General features: G+C 55.2%; 6 protein-coding genes. 1 reads left to right on the top strand and 5 read right to left on the bottom strand.

The genetic code is table 11. The annotated features are described in order from the left end of the window. Window positions 1-21 precede the first annotated feature (21 nt). The 5 genes from C5Y96_RS17500 to C5Y96_RS17480 all read right to left on the bottom strand — a co-directional run bounded on the left by C5Y96_RS17500 (window position 22) and on the right by C5Y96_RS17480 (window position 14,704). Window positions 22-786 (bottom strand): SDR family oxidoreductase, encoded by a 765-nt coding sequence (locus C5Y96_RS17500; RefSeq protein WP_105355977.1) that lies wholly within the window; start codon window positions 784-786, stop codon window positions 22-24. Continuing rightward, window positions 783-1,946 (bottom strand): aromatic ring-hydroxylating oxygenase subunit alpha, encoded by a 1,164-nt coding sequence (locus C5Y96_RS17495; protein WP_158261293.1) that lies wholly within the window; start codon window positions 1,944-1,946, stop codon window positions 783-785. The genes C5Y96_RS17500 and C5Y96_RS17495 overlap by 4 nt, the downstream gene beginning before the upstream one ends. Further along, complete coding sequence (locus C5Y96_RS17490; protein WP_105355972.1) at window positions 1,937-2,620, bottom strand: 4'-phosphopantetheinyl transferase family protein; 684 nt, start codon at window positions 2,618-2,620, stop codon at window positions 1,937-1,939. The genes C5Y96_RS17495 and C5Y96_RS17490 overlap by 10 nt, the downstream gene beginning before the upstream one ends. Then, window positions 2,617-13,404, bottom strand: coding sequence for a type I polyketide synthase (locus C5Y96_RS17485; protein ID WP_105355970.1), 10,788 nt, complete (start codon window positions 13,402-13,404; stop codon window positions 2,617-2,619). Before C5Y96_RS17485 ends, C5Y96_RS17490 begins: the two co-directional genes overlap by 4 nt. A 466-nt stretch (window positions 13,405-13,870) precedes the next feature. After that, window positions 13,871-14,704 carry an MBL fold metallo-hydrolase gene (locus C5Y96_RS17480; RefSeq protein ID WP_105355968.1) on the bottom strand — a complete coding sequence of 278 codons (834 nt, stop codon included), beginning with the start codon at window positions 14,702-14,704 and terminating at the stop codon, window positions 13,871-13,873. A gap of 142 nt (window positions 14,705-14,846) precedes the next feature. Here C5Y96_RS17480 and C5Y96_RS17475 point away from each other — a divergent pair, with 142 nt between their 5' ends. Next, complete coding sequence (locus C5Y96_RS17475) at window positions 14,847-17,120, top strand: efflux RND transporter permease subunit (RefSeq protein WP_105355966.1); 2,274 nt, start codon at window positions 14,847-14,849, stop codon at window positions 17,118-17,120. The last annotated feature ends 4 nt before the right edge of the window (window positions 17,121-17,124 follow it).

The following is a 17,124-nucleotide window of genomic DNA, read 5'->3' as shown; positions in this document are numbered from 1 at the left end:
AGTTGCTCTAACTTTGCCTGCCTAAACATGAACCGCCGCGCCGCCGTCGACGACCAGCGTTTCTCCTTGGACTAAGTCGGACAGTGGAGATGCGAGGAAGATCACCGCGTTGGCGATGTCTTCGATAGAAAGCATGCGGTCTCCCATCATGGTCTTGTCTTTGCGGTGGGCGAACATCTGATCCGCGCCCGGCAGTCGCTTAGTCGAATCGGTTTCGACTAGACCCGATTTAATGATGTTGACATTGACCCCCTTGTCGCCAACTTCAAGCGTCAGGTGACGTGCGAGGCTTTCCAGGGCGGCCTTGGAACTGCCAATCAATCCGTACCATGGCAAAGCCATGTCGCTGCCATGACTGCTGATGCCAATGACCTTCGCGCGACCTTGGCTCTTCTCCAAAAGCGGCAGTCCTGCCTGAACCAGGTACAACATGGCTAGCACGTTGGTGTGGTAGGTGTTTTCAAAATGCTTTTCATTCGCTGCCAGCAGAGGACGGAAGCCGCCGGTGGCCGCATTGCTGACGATGATATCCAGTTGTTGAATATGCTCGCCGATGTACTCCATCATCGATTCGACATCATCCTTCTGGCTGACGTCCGCCTTCACGACGAAAGAACGACGCCCCATCGCGCGAATCTCTTTGGCCGTCTCCATGGCTGCGGATCGGGAGGTCACGTAATTTACGATGACATCCGAACCTGCTTCTGCCAGCCGAAGTGCGCAAGCACGGCCCATGCCCCGCGAACTGCCGGTAACCAGTGCCATTTTTCCCGTCAAATCAATCATGAAGTCCTGCCCTTATAGCTAATCGGAATGGTGTCTCGTGGGGGCTGGCCGTGGCCGTTATTCACAGCCCGGTCAATATAGTTTTGAAAGTGGTAAACACGTTCTTCCCGTGTCGATATCAAACCACCCAAAGGCTGATCGACTGAATGCAGCCCTTGTTGAACCTGTGTCATTACCTGAGCATCTTCTTCGCCTACCTGGAACAAGAAGTCATTCGCCCAGCGGCTGATCAAGTAGCGATTCCAGAGTCGTCGCAATTTGCCTTTTTGACCGACGTGGCACATAAGACGAACGACCGATATCGATTGGTGTGGTGTGACGGGGATAACACACTCCACCCAGCGATAGAGCGACAAATGGGCGATCATTACATTGGGATAATGAGCGATATGGTGATACTCTGGGGTTCGCTCTCGACCTACTAGCCAATGCCCAAATTTATCCAGTGACGCTCGAAACGACTTCTCTTCGCTAAAGTCGACTTTAAGAGAGCTGCCCCATTCGTCCAGCTTGTGCTCGCAGTCTTCTTCGGATGGTGAGTCGCCAAACGTCTTTGGGTGTACCTCCGTCGTGTGGTAGGTTTCCAGTGCATTCTCGACCAGGCACTTCCAGTTCGCCTGAATCGGGCGATTGAGGACGGCGGCCGTATGCATTTCTGGCGAAAACCACTCCTGGTAAGTTGTGAACGTATCGCCCAGGAATTCCTGCAGCGATGGACCTTCGTCCGATAGATTGATAAAGATGAGCTCGCCGCAAGCTTCTGCTCGATACTTCTTCAGACCGAGCATCCCTTGCTTCAAGGGGCGGAATGATTTGGCATCAGGGATTTTGCGAACGTTGCCCGTCTCGTCGAATTGCCAGCCGTGATACTGACAGCGAAGCCGCTCGCAGGTGCCACACGAATCGCTACGTAACTTCGAATAGCGGTGCGAGCATACATTCAGGAAACAGTGAACCTGGTCATCGTAACGCCACAGAATGATCGGGCGCCCGTAGATCTCGAAGGTTACATAACTGCCGTTTTGGGGAAGTTCGCTCTTGAGGGCAACGGCATGCCACGCAGGAAGTAGAACGGCGTCGAGTTCCTTCTGCAGAACCTCTTCACTGGTATAGCAGTCACGGGAAAGGATTTGCGGGTGGTGCTGTGTGCTTAGGAACATAGCATCACCTCCTGGGCAATGTTTTCGCTCCATACCGCGGCGATTGCCCCATTGATGGTCGTGCGAGTCCACATGGTCAATGGCTCTGCTGCTATGCCGTTGATCCGACTGAAGACTCGATTTCGATCCATCGAGACAAGCTCAACCAAGCGAGGGTTCCATTTGCTGCCTTGACCACAAGCCTTGAAGATCGCTTCCTTCAATGCCCAGGCAATCGGCAGGCGGCTAGGGGCATCGGTTTGAATCCACTTTGCTTCCTGGTCAGTGAACCAGCGAGATCGAAAGGTGGATGCTTCAGGGATATCGGTGACGACGTCAACTCCAATTCGATCGCTACCATGTGACAGTCCGACGAGAATTGCACGGTTGCTATGCGAAATCGAAAGTCGGTACGAGGTTGCCAATCCGCTGATGGAAATGGTAGGCGATCTCCCGAGGCCGTCTTCGCCTCGAGAGAGGATTTCTACCTCACGCATTTGGTTCGTTTGCGTCGAGCGAGTCAGTATACGCTTGGCGACCCAGCGTCCGGCCAGCCACTGGTTACGTCGCGACAGGTCTTTCCAGAAGGAAAGCTCGGACATTTCCAGATCGGTCAACCAGGATAGCGTGGCTGGGATGCTCAGCTTCTCGAAATTCGCGACATAACGAACAATACGCGGGAAGGTTGAAATCATTGGACCTCCCCTCGCATGAGAATCACTTTTTCGTAGCCGGTGGCCTTGAGGATGACGGTTCCGTCCTGACCAACGACAACCATATCGTACAAAGCAGACTTCTCCGCAATGTTGCGACAGGTGAAATGAACGTAGCAGTTCTCGCCATCTTGAGGCACGCGGCCTAGTTCAAGTAGCTCGATCTTGCGTGGTAGTGACACGGCCCCTTCGCCGTGCAAATACAAATGACAACCGCACGCGTAAAGAGCCGAGTCGAGAACACATGAGGGAATAACCCACCCGTCTCGTTTGGACTCGCCAGTCAAATCCACCAGAGGCTGAGCGAGAATATGGCCCCAGCCACTCGTGGAATCGCAGCTAATCGCTTTCAAGCAGCGGTAGGGTTGTCCATGGTAAATCGCGCTGTCTTCCGGGTATTCAACGGCGTGCCACTCGGTTGGGAATGTGGGCAGTGAAGTGGTCAGCGTCGAAGGCGTGTCCGCGACAACGGCGGTGGCTTCAAGATAGAGTCGGTCCTTTTGAATCAAGCCCCCGGTCCGATTACGGAAATCACAGGTCCAGCGGCAATGGACAAGCTGATCGTCAAGCACGATGCCCCGGGCCTGAGCCGTTTGCGGCTTGTCGGTGTGGAACACCAAGCCATCCATCATATCGACATCGCGGAATGCGACCACTGTTTTGCCGGTAGCAAGTACCGCCGCTTCGCGAAGAGCTTCCAAGGTCGCCACGACAGGCATGATCGGTTTGCCACGCAGGCGATGTTGGATCAGGAAGGGGTCGGCCGTAGGGTCGAGCGGAACGTCTCCGATCAATTCATTGCCTTCGCGACGGGTGGTCTGGATCAGCGGAACGTCGCTGGCCTCTTCTCCCGAACGCGGTTGGAATTCACCAAGAGGGTACTGCTCTTCCGGGTAGAACATGGGATAGAAGTCGCCGAACGTATAGAGCGTTTCGGCTTTCATTCCACCGCCAGCCATTTCCTCTTCCAACCGGCGAACACCTTCTTCCGGCAGCATGTATTTCATCTTCATCACGCTGCGCGGACCCCAGGCAAACCGGGACAGGGTAGCAATGCCAGCCCCTTCCCAAGATTCCCAATGGATGCAGATCGTCGTGCATTCAGGACGGGCCTTGCGATGCCAGTCGAGAGCCTTCGACATCGAATCATTGCCAGCCGCATAGTCGCTAAGCCCATTGCCGCCGAATCGACCGCTGATCGAACCAAAGCCGATGCAGTGGGTTAGCGGATCATTCTTGGTGAGCGCCAGAAGATGCAAGAGTCCATCGAACTTCGTACGAACCAGTTTCTCAACGAAACCACGTCGCTTGTGTTCGAATCGACCTGGCTCGATGAGCCCGGCACCATGCATGAGACCTGTAACGGGACCGTCAGTTGCCCGAACCTTTTCCAGTGCAGCCGCAAGCTCTTCTCGGCTGGTCACATCGCATTGATGGTAAGTTGCCTGGATACCTGCTTCCGCAAACTTCTGCAGGTTATTGAAGATCTCGCAATCCTTCAGCACACGATCCCAGGCTGCTCCAGGAGATTGCCCTTCGGCAACTGCCTGGCGGGTAATCTGGGTCTTGTACGTCTTGAGTTGCTCCTCATCGAAGTTGCGCCAAGGCGCATTGTCAATTGGAGGCGGGCTCTTTCCGAAGAGATGGAGCTTCCAGCCATATCGCCGGGCAAGTTCTCGCGCCGCGATTGCCGTAATGCCTCGAGCACCACCGGTAACTACCCAGACACCACCTCTGGGAATGTTGGCAGCCGGTCCTAGTGGAAGATCAACTGAAATCGGGCGAACGACACTTCGTTTGCCAGCTACCCAGCTAACTTCCACCTCAGGACGATCCGCAGCCGCTTCACGAAGCAGAGCATCGACGACCGTCTGTGAAGAATCGCTCGAGGGAGCATCAAGCACCTTGCAGCGGGCGGCTCGCTGTTCTCGCCTCGAGTCTTCAATGTGCAGCGATTTGACGAAACCGGCCATACCGCCACCATCTGGCAGCGTCACGGTTGACTCAAAGCCAAAATCCCCCCCAAGACTCGTTGCGCCAACAAGCAAGCCTGGGCCGTGTTCGGGCGACTTGATCAGTCGTTTGTACCAACTTTGGGCAATGAAAAATGGGGCGATGATACCATCATGACGCCGTTTTTCGATCGCTTCGCTTGAAAGTATATCCCCTTGGACGGCATCACGACCCGATAACAAGAACAAATGACCTGCTGGACGATCGGGATGGAGCCCTTCGACTTTCGCCAGCAGGGCATCAAGGTCTTGCTCAGTGCCAAATCGGTAGACTTCAGCGCCGAGGTCCTGCAATTTTGCTTCCAGAGCGATAGCGTCCGCATTGCCACCAACGATCCAGGCCGGCCTGGTGAACGTCGGAGTTGCTGGGCTATTGGCAGGCAGTGGAGCTTCAATCAGCCTGAGCTCGCAGCGCTGGGTACGAAGTTGAACCGATACATCGGCTGGAGCAAGGGGCTCCGTAGAAACGGGGGACGGTGTCGTCTCTTGAGATGGTGCTTCTCGCTTACTTTCAGCTAACTGACCAAGTCCGTCGGCAAATCGCTGCCAATGGCGGCGCTCGGTTATCAGAATCTCGCTTCGCGGCGTGTCGGCCTCGATTTCGCGAATGAAGTGCCCTAGCCCCTCGGCAAGTGGCATCAGGTTCAAATCGCTCTTCTCTTGCAGAACGCTTTGAGTTTCCGGACGAGCGGCCATGCCGACTTCGTCCCAACCATGCCAGTGGAAGCCGACCGCACGAACCCACGGGCGCTGACGACGGTAGGCACCAATCAGTTTGCACAGCAAATCACTGGCCTGGCAGTAGTCGGCCTGGCCGAAGCTACCGAGGCGACCGGCGATCGAGCCGAAACCGATCACATGCCGAATTGGATCCCTTTGGGTAAGAGCAGCCAAGTGAACCAAGCCGCCTGCCTTGATCCCAAGCGTGGCATTGACGACGTCGAGCCGTTTCTTCTCGAAGCGACATGACTTATCAATACCGGCTCCTTGCAAGATCCCGGCAATTGGTCCATCCGTACGTCGAATGTGTTCAAGCACGCTAGCCAGCGAATCGCGATTAGATACGTCGCACACATGGTAGCTTGCTGAAACGCCTGCGGCTTCGAAGGCTCGCAGCGAATGGTCAATTTCCAGGCTCTTCTGCACACGTTCCCATGCTTGGGGAGCCGTTTGACCTGCCTTGCGGGCGGCGATCATCGTTTCCGCTTTGAGCTTCTTCAGTCCATCTTCGTCCAGTGTGCGCCAGCTTGGATCGATTTCGGGCAGGGGACTGCTACCCAGTAGATGCAGTCGCACGCCATATCGTTTACCCAATTCCAAAGCACAAGCGGCAGTGATGCCACGAGCACCACCGGTTACGATCCATGCTCCGTGAGGAAGGTCTGAATCGGCAGCGACGCTTTCGGCGGCAATGTCGACAGCATAGGGGACGCGGCGTGAACCACCGGACCACGAGACTTCGTAGTCTAGGTTCCCGGAGGCCAGTTCACGAATAATGTCTTCGGCAATCTGACGGGGGTAATCGCTTGCGGAGGTGTCGAACGCTTTCACGCGAGGGCCTTGGCCTCCACGCATCACGGTGTACTCGATGAAGATGGCCTTCATTAGCCCAGTCAACGCGCCGCTATGAGCACCGATCGATCCAGAGCTAAAGCCAAAGTCACCACCGAGAGAAGTTACGGCAACGACGGTGGCCTGGGGTAACCAACCTTGCTTGTCCGCGATCGCTAGCCACTTCTGGCAGACGAATAGCGGTGTTTCCATGGTGAACCGCTGTTGCGATTTCCACTTCGCTTCATCGAATAAGGCGACAGTTGGATCGCCATCGCGACCCGTTGTGATAAACAGGTGTGGCGCTGGTCCCGCCTCGCAGATCGCTTCCACTTGCGAAGCGGCAGCGTCCAGGTCTAACGAATCGGCGATTTGAAAGGCTACGACACCAGCTTCCGTTAGGTTCGCCAGTAACGCGTCAGCCATGGGGCCTGCGCCCAGTACGATGGCTGCCCCCTGCCACGCCATGCTTGCTACTGCTGAAGCAGGCAAAGGGGCATCCCGCATTTCCATCTCGAAGCGGGCCGTAACCTTCGGTGGCGTAAGAGGGAGGCGATTGACCTTTCTCTGGATGCGCACCGGTGGCTCTGGCATTGTTTCCAGCGAGGCGAGGTCGAAAGTGACTTCTGTGGATTTACCAAGACATTGCTTTACGCGAAGCTTGTTGTGGGCATAGTCGAAGGTGATGACCAGAGCTTCTTGGTTATCTTGTTCGATAAGCTGGCTCGCCTTTTCATCGTCCCAATCAGGGTCGGACATCGAGAGAGACGAAACGCCTGAAACAGCGGCCAATTCAGGCCGACGCTGCCGGGCAACGGGCGCGTCACTCGCGATGTTTACACCTTGGCGGGTAAGTTCAATCGTTGCCAGACGCTGCGTGCTCGGCTCGCTGAAAGTGATGCTCCCGTAGAATGATCTGTTATGCAAGGACGTTGCATCGATGGCATCTTCGAGCGATGACGACGTACCTAAAATTTGAAACAGATCAGGATCACCACACGAAGTTGCTGCCAGGCCATCGCGATTGATCCCCCCCAGGCAATAGACCGTACCAATCGGAGTAACGCCGATGTGGGAGAGCCCGTCCACTGGTTGTCGCAAGAACGTTGCCAGGTGAATGGTGTCTCGCAGGGGGCCCATTGCCTGCGAGACAATTCTCGCCGAGTGCGTCATGCCAGCGTAATCACTTCCCTCTACAGCGACCTGCTCGGATTGGGAGAGGAGTTCCGCTGTGACGAAGTGATGGACGAGTAGATTTGCTAGAGGAGCCTCGACGGCATCGGCGATACCTTGCAGTTCATCCAGCTGATCTGGAGTGAGCAGCGTGTAGGCCTGCTGGCAGCGATGCGATCCCGGCAACTCATCGACCGATTCACCAACATACTCAGCGTATGTCTGTAAAGTTCGGCAGATTTCATTGCGGAACACGCTTCCATGGGTAAAACCCATTTCATAGGGTGTGCCCGCAAGTAGTTGCAGGGCTGAAGCGTCCTCATTCAACTCATTCTTTGAAATGTTCGTAGTCGCGACTTCCGCGGAAGCCAATGCTACGACCGGCGCGTTGGTTTTAGTTTCCCTGGCCGGCGCCGGAGCGGCCGGGGAAAAAGACGATGCCTCGTTGGCGTTGGAATTTGCCGACACTTGCTGGCCATTGGCCGACAGGAAGTCGAGCACGTGTCGTAGCGTTGGGAAGTCATCGAGCGACAACTCTGTGGCCGAGGTGCTGATCTCGAAGTATTCCTGTAGCTCGCCGAACAGCTGAGCTTTCTTGATGCTGTCGATGCCGAGGTCGGCTTCCAGATCGGCATCCAGGTCGACCACTTCCGGCGGATACCCGGTTTGTTCAACGACGAAGTTCACCAGAAACGATTCCAACTCGGCAGGGTTTGTCGCTGGCTGCATCGATGCTGCTGCCGTTCCATTGGCGGCCTCATGCGTCGTGCCGTTGGTCAGCGGCGCTGGTATGGGCGGGGAAGGTTCCGGTGGTGGTGGCGGAGCAGGTGCCATCACTGCAGATGGAGCAGAAGAGGTTGGTGCTTGTCCCGCCGCTTGACCGTTGGCCGCCAGGAAATCAACGACGTGACGCAGGGTCGGGAAGTCATCGAGCGAAAGTTCGGTGGCCGAGGTGCTGATCTCGAAGTATTCCTGAAGTTCACCAAACAGTTGGGCTTTCTTAATACTATCGATGCCGAGGTCGGCTTCGAGATCGGCATCCAGGTCGACCACTTCCGGTGGATACCCGGTTTGTTCAACGACGAAGTTCACCAGGAATGCTTCGAGTTCGGCAGGGCTTGTCGAGCCGGTCGGTGCCGCCGGTTCTGGCGTGACTGCTACAGTGGCAGGTGCGGCTACCGGAGGAACAATCGGTTGAGGTACCACAGCGGGAGGAGCTGCAATCGGTTCGGGAGTGGCTGCTGCTGGTGTGCTGGCCGCTTCCCCGTTTGCCGCCAGGAAATCAACGACGTGACGCAGGGTTGGGAAGTCATCGAGCGAAAGTTCGGTGGCCGAGGTGCTGATCTCGAAGTATTCTTGAAGTTCACCAAACAGTTGGGCTTTCTTGATACTGTCGATGCCAAGGTCGGCTTCCAGGTCGGCATCCAGGTCGACCACTTCCGGTGGGTAGCCGGTTTGCTCGACGACAAAGTTCACCAGGAATTTCTCGAGATCTACTGCATTGGATTTCGGGGCCGTCTTCGTCGCGGCTCCATTGGCCGATCCGTTCACTGCCCCATTGGTGTGGTGGTTCCCAGTACCGTTCATTACCGGTGCCGCTAGTGGAACAACCGGTGGCGGGGCGACAGGTGCCGATGGGGGTGAAATAGGTGGGAGCGGTTTGGGGGGCGGAGGTGTTGGCGTCGATACCTTTGGCGGGCTGACTGGCTGAGCAGGTGCGACCGGAGGAGCAGGTTGTGCCGGCGGTGCGGCAGCCACAGGGCGGTCGGAAACGCCTCGCATCTTTGCTCGTCGACGTTCGGTCGCATCAAAGTGCGGAATATCGTCCATCAGGTTCATCTCGTGGGAAGGTGTTAACGCGGATTTCGCAGCACTCGGAAGTGCTGAAGAAGTTTCAGGTACAACGTTTGGTTTAGTTTGCGTAGGCTGAGCCGCAGCTTCACCGACGCCGAGGCAATTCAGCAGGGCTTGAACACCCAATATTGACTCCAATGCACTACGCTTGGGATTATCGACGGCGATGACGTTGGCATCGCCTGACAAGATCTTGCGGTTCAATTTCGTCAACGTCTGTTGAGGCCCGACTTCGACAAAGACGGTCGGGGCATCCTGATCAAGCTGCTCGATTAAAGGGACGTATTTGACCGGCGTGGTCAATTGAATACCCAGGTTTCGCTTGATCCGCTGTACATCGGTTACTTGTTGGTTGTCGACTGTGCTGACAAACATGGTCGACGGAGTTTCAAGCGTCGCTGTTTCCAGTGCTTGTTGTAGTAAACGGCTCGAGCCTGCCATGAGCGGCGTGTGAAATGCCGCTGGCACTGCCAGAATGCGAGCAGGAAAGGAATTCGCCTGCAATGCCGTAGCCAACTGCTGCAGAGCGACGAGTTTTCCACCGACAACCGTTTGGTCAGGAGCATTGAAGTTGGCCAAGTACGCCTGGCAGCCGCACTGCGCGATGAGAGTCTTGATCTCATCCGGAGCGGCAGTTGTTGCTAACAGGCCGGCATCGTTTTTTGAAGTTGCCAAAATTCCATCGCACCGTGCCTTGGTCATACGGATGACATCATCCAAGTTCCATACACCTGCGGCGTACAGTGCTGGGAACTCACCGTAGCTATGCCCCAACACCAGGTCGGGCGTGATGCCTTGCTGCTCGAGTGTTGCCAGGCAGGCAAGGTCGGCAAGGAGCATAGCGATCTGAGTTTCGAACACATCTTTGCCAAGCTGTGTAGGAGACTCCCAGGCCAACTGCGAAAACGTTGGGAAGCCTTGCCGCTGCATGGCGGCGTCTGCTTCTGCAATGGCATTGGCTGCTGCCGGTGAGATGACCGCCAACTCCTTTAGCATGCCTTCATACTGCGAGCCTTGCCCGGGAAATACAAAGACAACACGCGGAGGTGTTTGCGGCCGCTGACGATAGAAGATGCCTTGCTGTTCCAGAACCTGCCGTGCCGAGGCATTCCCCAGTTGGCTGGTCGCCATGGCGAGCTTCTTGGCCAAGCTGGCCAGACTGTCCGCAACAATCGCAAGACGAAACGCATCACCCTGCGAGAACTTGATCGATGCCGCATTACTCCAGATCGATTCGGCGTTATTCACCGTTTCCGAGAGACGCTCAAGCAATTGTTGGTGGCTTGAAGCACCGAGCCGAATAATCTTTGCGTCGGTCGACACGGGGGCTTTATCAACGGTGGGGGCAGCTACTTGGGGCTTTGGCGTAACGTGCGAACCGTTGTCCAGCAGTAGGTAGAAAGCTTGCCCTTTGGCCCAGTTGGCAACACCACCAAGGCCTCGATGGCTTAGCTTAGTATTTCCACGGAGCACGGTTTCCAGGTTGGGGCCAGCTCCCTTTCTCACACCAATCCCTTGGGCGACTTCCTGCTTTTGTGATTCGAGCGCGGCTTTGACCAATGCCAGGACGGGACCGCCGCCGCCCATTTGACCGAACTGGGCAGTCGTCGATGCGAGGTTGAGAGGATGCTGCCGCGCACCTTCCACGTGGGAATGAGCGAGCATCGCAAGTGATGACGAGCTTACTTCGGCTCGCTCGTCCGTTTCGATATCAACAAACTCGACTTCCGCTGGATCGATACCGGCCATAGCCGAGGACCGCTGAATGGCCAGACGTATGGCTTCTGCAGGGTTGTCATGTGTACCGGTGCCAAGGCCGCGAATGACGGCACGAATCTTGTCTCCGTCACGGCGAGCATCGGCCAGACGTTTCAGAACAACGACCGCGACACCTTCGCTGGGGACAATGCCATTGAAGTCCGCGTCCCACACGTTCTTAGCATGGCCATCGTTACTAAGGATTCCGGCAGCCTTGTGTCCATCGTAAATCGTCGGACCCATGCGGCGTTGGCCAGCGGCACATATCATTAGGTCGTTGTCGCCCGATAGCAGCGAATCGATGCATAGGGCAATGCCTGACATACCACTGGTGGCACCACTGTCGATCGCGACCGCTCCACCTTTGAGATCAAGTGTTTTACTGATTCGCGATGCCAACGTGCTGCTGGTAAAGCTGCCCGTTTCATCAACGAGTGCAGGCCACTTCTTTACGAGAAGATTGCTGAAGTTCTCGTTGATGGCGTTGATTTGCTCGGGCGATAATCCCTTTTCCCCCAGTCGACGCGAGAGGATTGCCTGCATTTCGGGGATGCGAAGTCCCATTTCGAGTTGATCAGAGAAGTCTCCGCCGAATTCGGTGCAAACGACCACGCCGGCCAGTTCTTTCGGGATCGAGTCGCGATCGTAGCCTGCATCGGCCAGGGCCTTTTCGCTGGCATCGAGGAACATGAACTGCAGCGGGTCGGCTTCTTGTACTTGCTTGGGAGGAACGCGATGTTTCCGCCAGTCGTATTCGTATTTTTCAATGAAGCCGCCCACGGGAACGTAGCCTTCTCGGCTGGCTCGCTCGCGTGATTGAGGCGACCAGCGATCTCCAGGCGGTTGGCCTTTGGGATCGGTACCTGATTCAACAAGATTCCAGAACTGATCGAGTTCGTCGGCCCCCGGGACGATACACCCCATGCCGATGACGGCAATCGCTCGATCGTCGGCGGATTCTTTGGCTGTTGTTCGTGGTCCGCAGATCTGTTCTGTCGTCTGACCGACATACTCGTCGATTACGACGTGCATGTTCAGCCCGCCAATCCCAAACGCGTTCACGCCTGCACAGCGTGGGCCTCCATCTTCAGGGGCTTCCCAGACGGCTGGCTTCATGGGGACGAAGAAGGGAGACTCTTCCCAGGGAACTTTCGGGTTTAGCTCTTGAATATTGATGGCAGCTGGGAACTGTTTGTGCTGCATGCACAGCACGGTCTTGATCATCCCCGCGATACCAGCGGCTTCCAGGGAGTGTCCGATATTGGCCTTGGCGCTCGTAATCGGAATCTTTTTACCCGGTGCGAATTGAGGCTGAAGAACTTCACGCAGGGTTTCCAGTTCGGTGGCGTCGCCAACTTGGGTCGCGGTCGCGTGACATTCTTGATATTGCAGTCGCGAAGCATCGGCCCCACTACGGTAGGCTCGACGCATCGCACGCATTTGGCCTTCTTTTCGCGGAGCCCATAGGCTCTTGCCGCGTCCGTCGGTGGCCACACCCAGACCACGAACGACAGCCTGAATCGGGTCGCCGTCAGCGATCGCCCGGTCGAGAGTTTTCATGACCAATGCGACGTAGCCTTCCGACATGATGAGCCCGTCGGCATTGGCATCGAAGGGGCGGCTATCGTCTTTGGTTAAGGTTTGAGCATTGGAGAAGAGCACTAGCGAGTCCGATTTGCAATCAGAAGCTCCACCCACCACAACGGCATCGGCACGACCACGCTGCAAGGCCCGGGCACCCATTAACATCGCATGAAGTGACGACGCACAGGCCGAGTTCAATGCCAGCCAGCTTCCATTCAGTCCGAATGCTTTGGCAACGGTCCCGGCAACCATGTTGCAATTCAAGAAGCGCGTGGAATCAGGCCCCGGCGGCAGTTGCTGATTGAGTTCGGCAAGCAATTCCCGTTCAGCTGCCAGACGCAATTCCAGGGGAAGCTCCTGGAAACCTGGCGTTTGATCTAAAAGAGCGATCGCATCCTCAAGGTAAGTCTGGAACGTCAGTTCTCCCAGACGCGAGCTTCCTTGGGCATGACCAATGAAGACAGAAACGTTGCGGTTGGCCAGTTGAAATGGATCGTATCCAGCATGACGAAAGGCCTCGGCGGCTACCTCCGCCATGAGAAGATGCGTGTTATCGACCGAATCGATTAGTGATTGAGGAAGTGGGCAACGTTGCCGGTTGAACGTGCGATCACTAAGCAAAGCAGCTTTAGTGGAGTACGTTTTGCCCCGAGTACCTTTTTCTGGATGGAAATAGATCTCTCGATTCAGACGCTCTGGCGGTACTTCGCCAACTGCGGATTTGCCCTGAGAAATCAGTTGCCAGTACTGTTCGAGGTTTGCCGCACCTGGAAGCCGGCAAGCCATACCGACAATCGCTACCGGAATATCGGTTCGATCGGTCGTAATTGACATCGAAATATCCTGAAGGCCGACCGGGACACCTCCTTTCGTTCGGTCATACCGCAATGGGACATCGGTTTACTCCATCCATGTCGGCCCTGCCTGATATGTGGACGGATGTGCACACCCATTCGATTGGAATTCCATTCACTGGAATGGAACGGGCATTAACGATTGGGTGGTTCCTACTGGCCGTATCGTTTAGGCAGGATCAACGAAATCCCATGATTACATAAGTTGGGTAAGGAAGGCAATAAAAGCTGGATTTTTTCTTGTAAAGAAAATGGGGGGGATGGCAACGGCAAGTAGCTGGCAGGATTGGGCTTTAAGTGAAATTGGCGTCGGTTAAGTGGCCTAAGGTCCCTCAAAATCGCTAAAGAGGGGGGTAATATTCCATTCGTGCGATTTTTGGTGGGGAAATTTAAAGTCTGCCCTGGCACTAGCAGATCAAAATGATTTCTGCATTACGTAGCAGAATCTAAGTTAGCACGAGGTGCTCGCGTTTCGGGTGAAGGGCGATCTGGCTGACTGGAACGTCAATGTCGTGATTCCAAACCACGCGATATGCGTTTTGAGCGGCGAAGTCAAATAGCTGTTTTTTGACCTCGCGTGTACGAATCAGGTCGAGATCGTACGATGTGCACCACAGCTTTCTAATGTGATGAGACGTAGGGCCAATATCCCCCAGGTAAAGCAGGCCGCTTCCTTCCGACTCAACGAGCACTGCCTGATGACCGAGTGTGTGTCCGCCGGTCTGTAAGACCTGAATGCCAGGCACGACTTCTTCCAAGTGATCGACAAGACGCAACGCTCCGGCTTCTTTAAGAGGTACGAAATCCGCTGGCACATAGCCTCCGGAACGCTCGAATTGTCCTGAGGTGGCATCCGTCCATTCTTGTCTGTTGACGACATACTGGGCTGATGGGAACGTTGGGTGCAAGGAGCCATTGGTCTTGGATGTTGCCCCCCCGCTATGGTCCCAGTGCAAATGACTGAGGATTACGTGGTCGACTTGCTCAGGCGTAACACCCAGCGTGGCTAAGTCATCGAGCAGGGGCCAGCCTGGGAAAAGTCCGTGAGATTTTCGTTCGAGTGGGGAAAGCTTGGAACCATGGCCGGTATCGATCAGTACGCATTGTGACTCGCTACGAGCCAGAACGCAGTTCATTGCCAAAGGGACCAGATTCTGCGAATCGGCCGGTAGGACCGTTTGCCAGATCGACTTGGGAACAATGCCAAATAGCACGCCAGCGTCATGCATGAATCGTCCACCAGAGACGATGTCGATTCGCCAATTTCCAACTTGAATCATGAGCCGTTTCCGAGAAATACAGAGTTAGTCGAGTTGGACCTATCTATTTCATCCTATTTCATGCACGATGCATGTGTTATTCTCAATCAACGAAATACGACATCTTGTTGTCGCCCTTTGATTTGCAACCTGGTTTTATTTCATGTCCCAATCCTCGTGGCAGGACCGTTTCGGTTGGTTTGTCCTGGCCTTCTTTTTGGCCGTAACTCCCGTTGTCATGATTGGGACCAAAGGCGCATGGGACGGAATCAAGAATCGCGTTGAAGATTGGTTGCCAGAATCGTTCGAAGAAACACAGCGTTTGATGTGGTTCTACGAGCGGTTCGGAACCGACGAAATGCTGATGGTGAGTTGGAAAGGATGCACTCTGGACGACCCTCGGATCGCACAGTACGCCCAGGCGATCGGGGCGAACGATGGAATTGATGGTGAGGAAGATGCCTGGTTTGGCAACGTCATTACTGGGCCAGATGCACTCAAAGCGTTGACCTCCGAACCACTGGAACTGCCCAAGAGCGTGGCCGTTGACCGACTCAAGCACTTGTTGATCGGCGAACAGGGGGATCAGACGTGTGTCGTTGCCGTTGTCTCGCCGGCAGGAGAGGCTAACAGGGCTGGGGCCATTGAATTCGCGCTCGCGGCGGCTGATCAGGTCGATGGTCTAGCTCGAGAAGACCTGATCATTGCCGGGACCACGCTGGACGGAGTGGCCATCGATGAGGCCAGTAAAGGGTCGCTGGCGGCGTTAAATTTGGGGTCCTTCGCCGTTTGTATTCTGATCATGGCGGTCAGTTTTCGCAGTGCCAGGGCAACGATCATTGTATTTGTGCTGGCCATCTTCTGCGAACAACTGAGCATGGCGATCATGTATTTTAGTGGTCAGCAGATGGACTCGGTGCTCACGCTTGCATCGAATTTGACGTACGTTCTCAGTATTTCCTCTGGCGTTCACCTGATGAACTACTATCGCGAGTCATTGGCCGAACGTTCGGTGAAAGAATCGGTTGGTTGGGCATTGCGATCCGCGCTGATTCCTTGTTTGCTGTCGGCCGGAACGACCGCTGTCGGCATGTTGTCATTAACCGTAAGCCAGATCCGTCCTGTGACTAACTTTGGTGCCTACGCAGCGGCATCGATACTGGCCGCAGCCGTAGTGCTGCTGGTTTGGGTGCCGGCGGCCATGTACAAGTTTCCGATCGATCCAGAAACCTGGCATCACAAAAGCAAGTCTGCCTCGCGGCTTCAGCCGATCTGGGAAATGCTCTCGCTAAATATGAACTCGGCCAAATGGCCCATCTTTGCGTGCTCGCTCGTTGCGATTTTTATTAGCATTCTCGGTGTGCAGAAGATCTCGACGTCTGCCCAGCTTCACGATTTGTTTTGGGATGATGCACCCATCTTGCAAGATTACGACTGGCTGGAAGAAAACGTCGGACCGCTTATTCCAATTGAAGTTGTCCTGAAAATCGATCAGCCTGAGACGATTCAAACGGACGAGCGTTTTCGAATAATCGAGCACGTGCAGAAAAGCATCCAATCCGTGGAGGGAGTTTCGGCAACGATGTCCGCTGCGACATTTGCCCCCATTATTCCGCCTAAGGATGAGGAAGGATTTCGTGCCGTGATTCGTCGCGCCTCCATTCGGAAGATCTTGGAGGGTCGCCTGTCGAACTATGTCGAAATGAATTATCTCAGAATCGAAGACGGAGATGAACTTTGGCGGATCAGTGCGCGTGTGCATGCTGCCGATCGCTTGAACTACGGCGAGCTGATGCAGTGTCTACGCGAGTCTGTCGATCAGTCGTTGACAGAGTATCCAGGTGTCGAGCCGATATACTCAGGCTCCGTGCCGCTCATCTTCAAGGCTCAGAGCGAGATGCTTAGTGACCTGATCAAAAGCTTTGGTTTAGCATTCGTGATGATTGCGGTCATCATGATGATTCTGCTGCGAAATGTTGTGACAGGGTTGTTCAGCATGATCCCCAATGTACTGCCGACGCTACTGGCATTCGGTACGATGGGGTACCTCGGAGTTCAGGTCGAAATTGGATCGTTGCTGACGGCAAGTGCGGCGCTTGGGATCGCGGTAGACGATTCGCTGCACTTTATTAGCTGGTTTAACAAAGCTCTACGTGCTGGCAAGTCGAAGACGGAGGCCACGCTGCTAGCCTACGAGCACTGTGGCCTGGCAATGATTCAAACCTCGTTGATTTGCTCGTTTGGTTTATTGGTCTTCGCTCTGAGTCCATTTACGCCGGTGTCGCGGTTTGCATGGTTAATGTGCGGGCTGTTGCTGACGGCGTTGCTTTGTGACCTGCTAATTTTGCCTGCGATTCTGCTTTGCTTCACAAAAAAGCCCAAGCCGACAACCGAAATATCGGAAGCCGGCTTGGGTGACGTACGCGCAGAAGATTAATGCT

This window comes from Blastopirellula marina (assembly GCF_002967715.1).
GTDB classification, from domain to species: Bacteria; Planctomycetota; Planctomycetia; order Pirellulales; family Pirellulaceae; genus Bremerella; species Bremerella marina_B.
The sequence above is the reverse complement of the archived record's forward strand: the minus strand, read 5'-3'. Positions and strand labels throughout refer to the sequence as shown.

What these genes read in the sequence shown, in the direction of transcription:
- C5Y96_RS17500 (WP_105355977.1), bottom strand. Translation starts at nt 786, where the DNA reads ATGATTGATTTGACGGGAAAAATGGCACTGGTTACCGGCAGTTCGCGG.
- C5Y96_RS17490 (WP_105355972.1), bottom strand. Translation starts at nt 2,620, where the DNA reads ATGATTTCAACCTTCCCGCGTATTGTTCGTTATGTCGCGAATTTCGAG.
- C5Y96_RS17480 (WP_105355968.1), bottom strand. Translation starts at nt 14,704, where the DNA reads ATGATTCAAGTTGGAAATTGGCGAATCGACATCGTCTCTGGTGGACGA.
- C5Y96_RS17495 (WP_158261293.1), bottom strand. Translation starts at nt 1,946, where the DNA reads ATGTTCCTAAGCACACAGCACCACCCGCAAATCCTTTCCCGTGACTGC.
- C5Y96_RS17485 (WP_105355970.1), bottom strand. Translation starts at nt 13,404, where the DNA reads ATGTCAATTACGACCGATCGAACCGATATTCCGGTAGCGATTGTCGGT.
- C5Y96_RS17475 (WP_105355966.1), top strand. Translation starts at nt 14,847, where the DNA reads ATGTCCCAATCCTCGTGGCAGGACCGTTTCGGTTGGTTTGTCCTGGCC.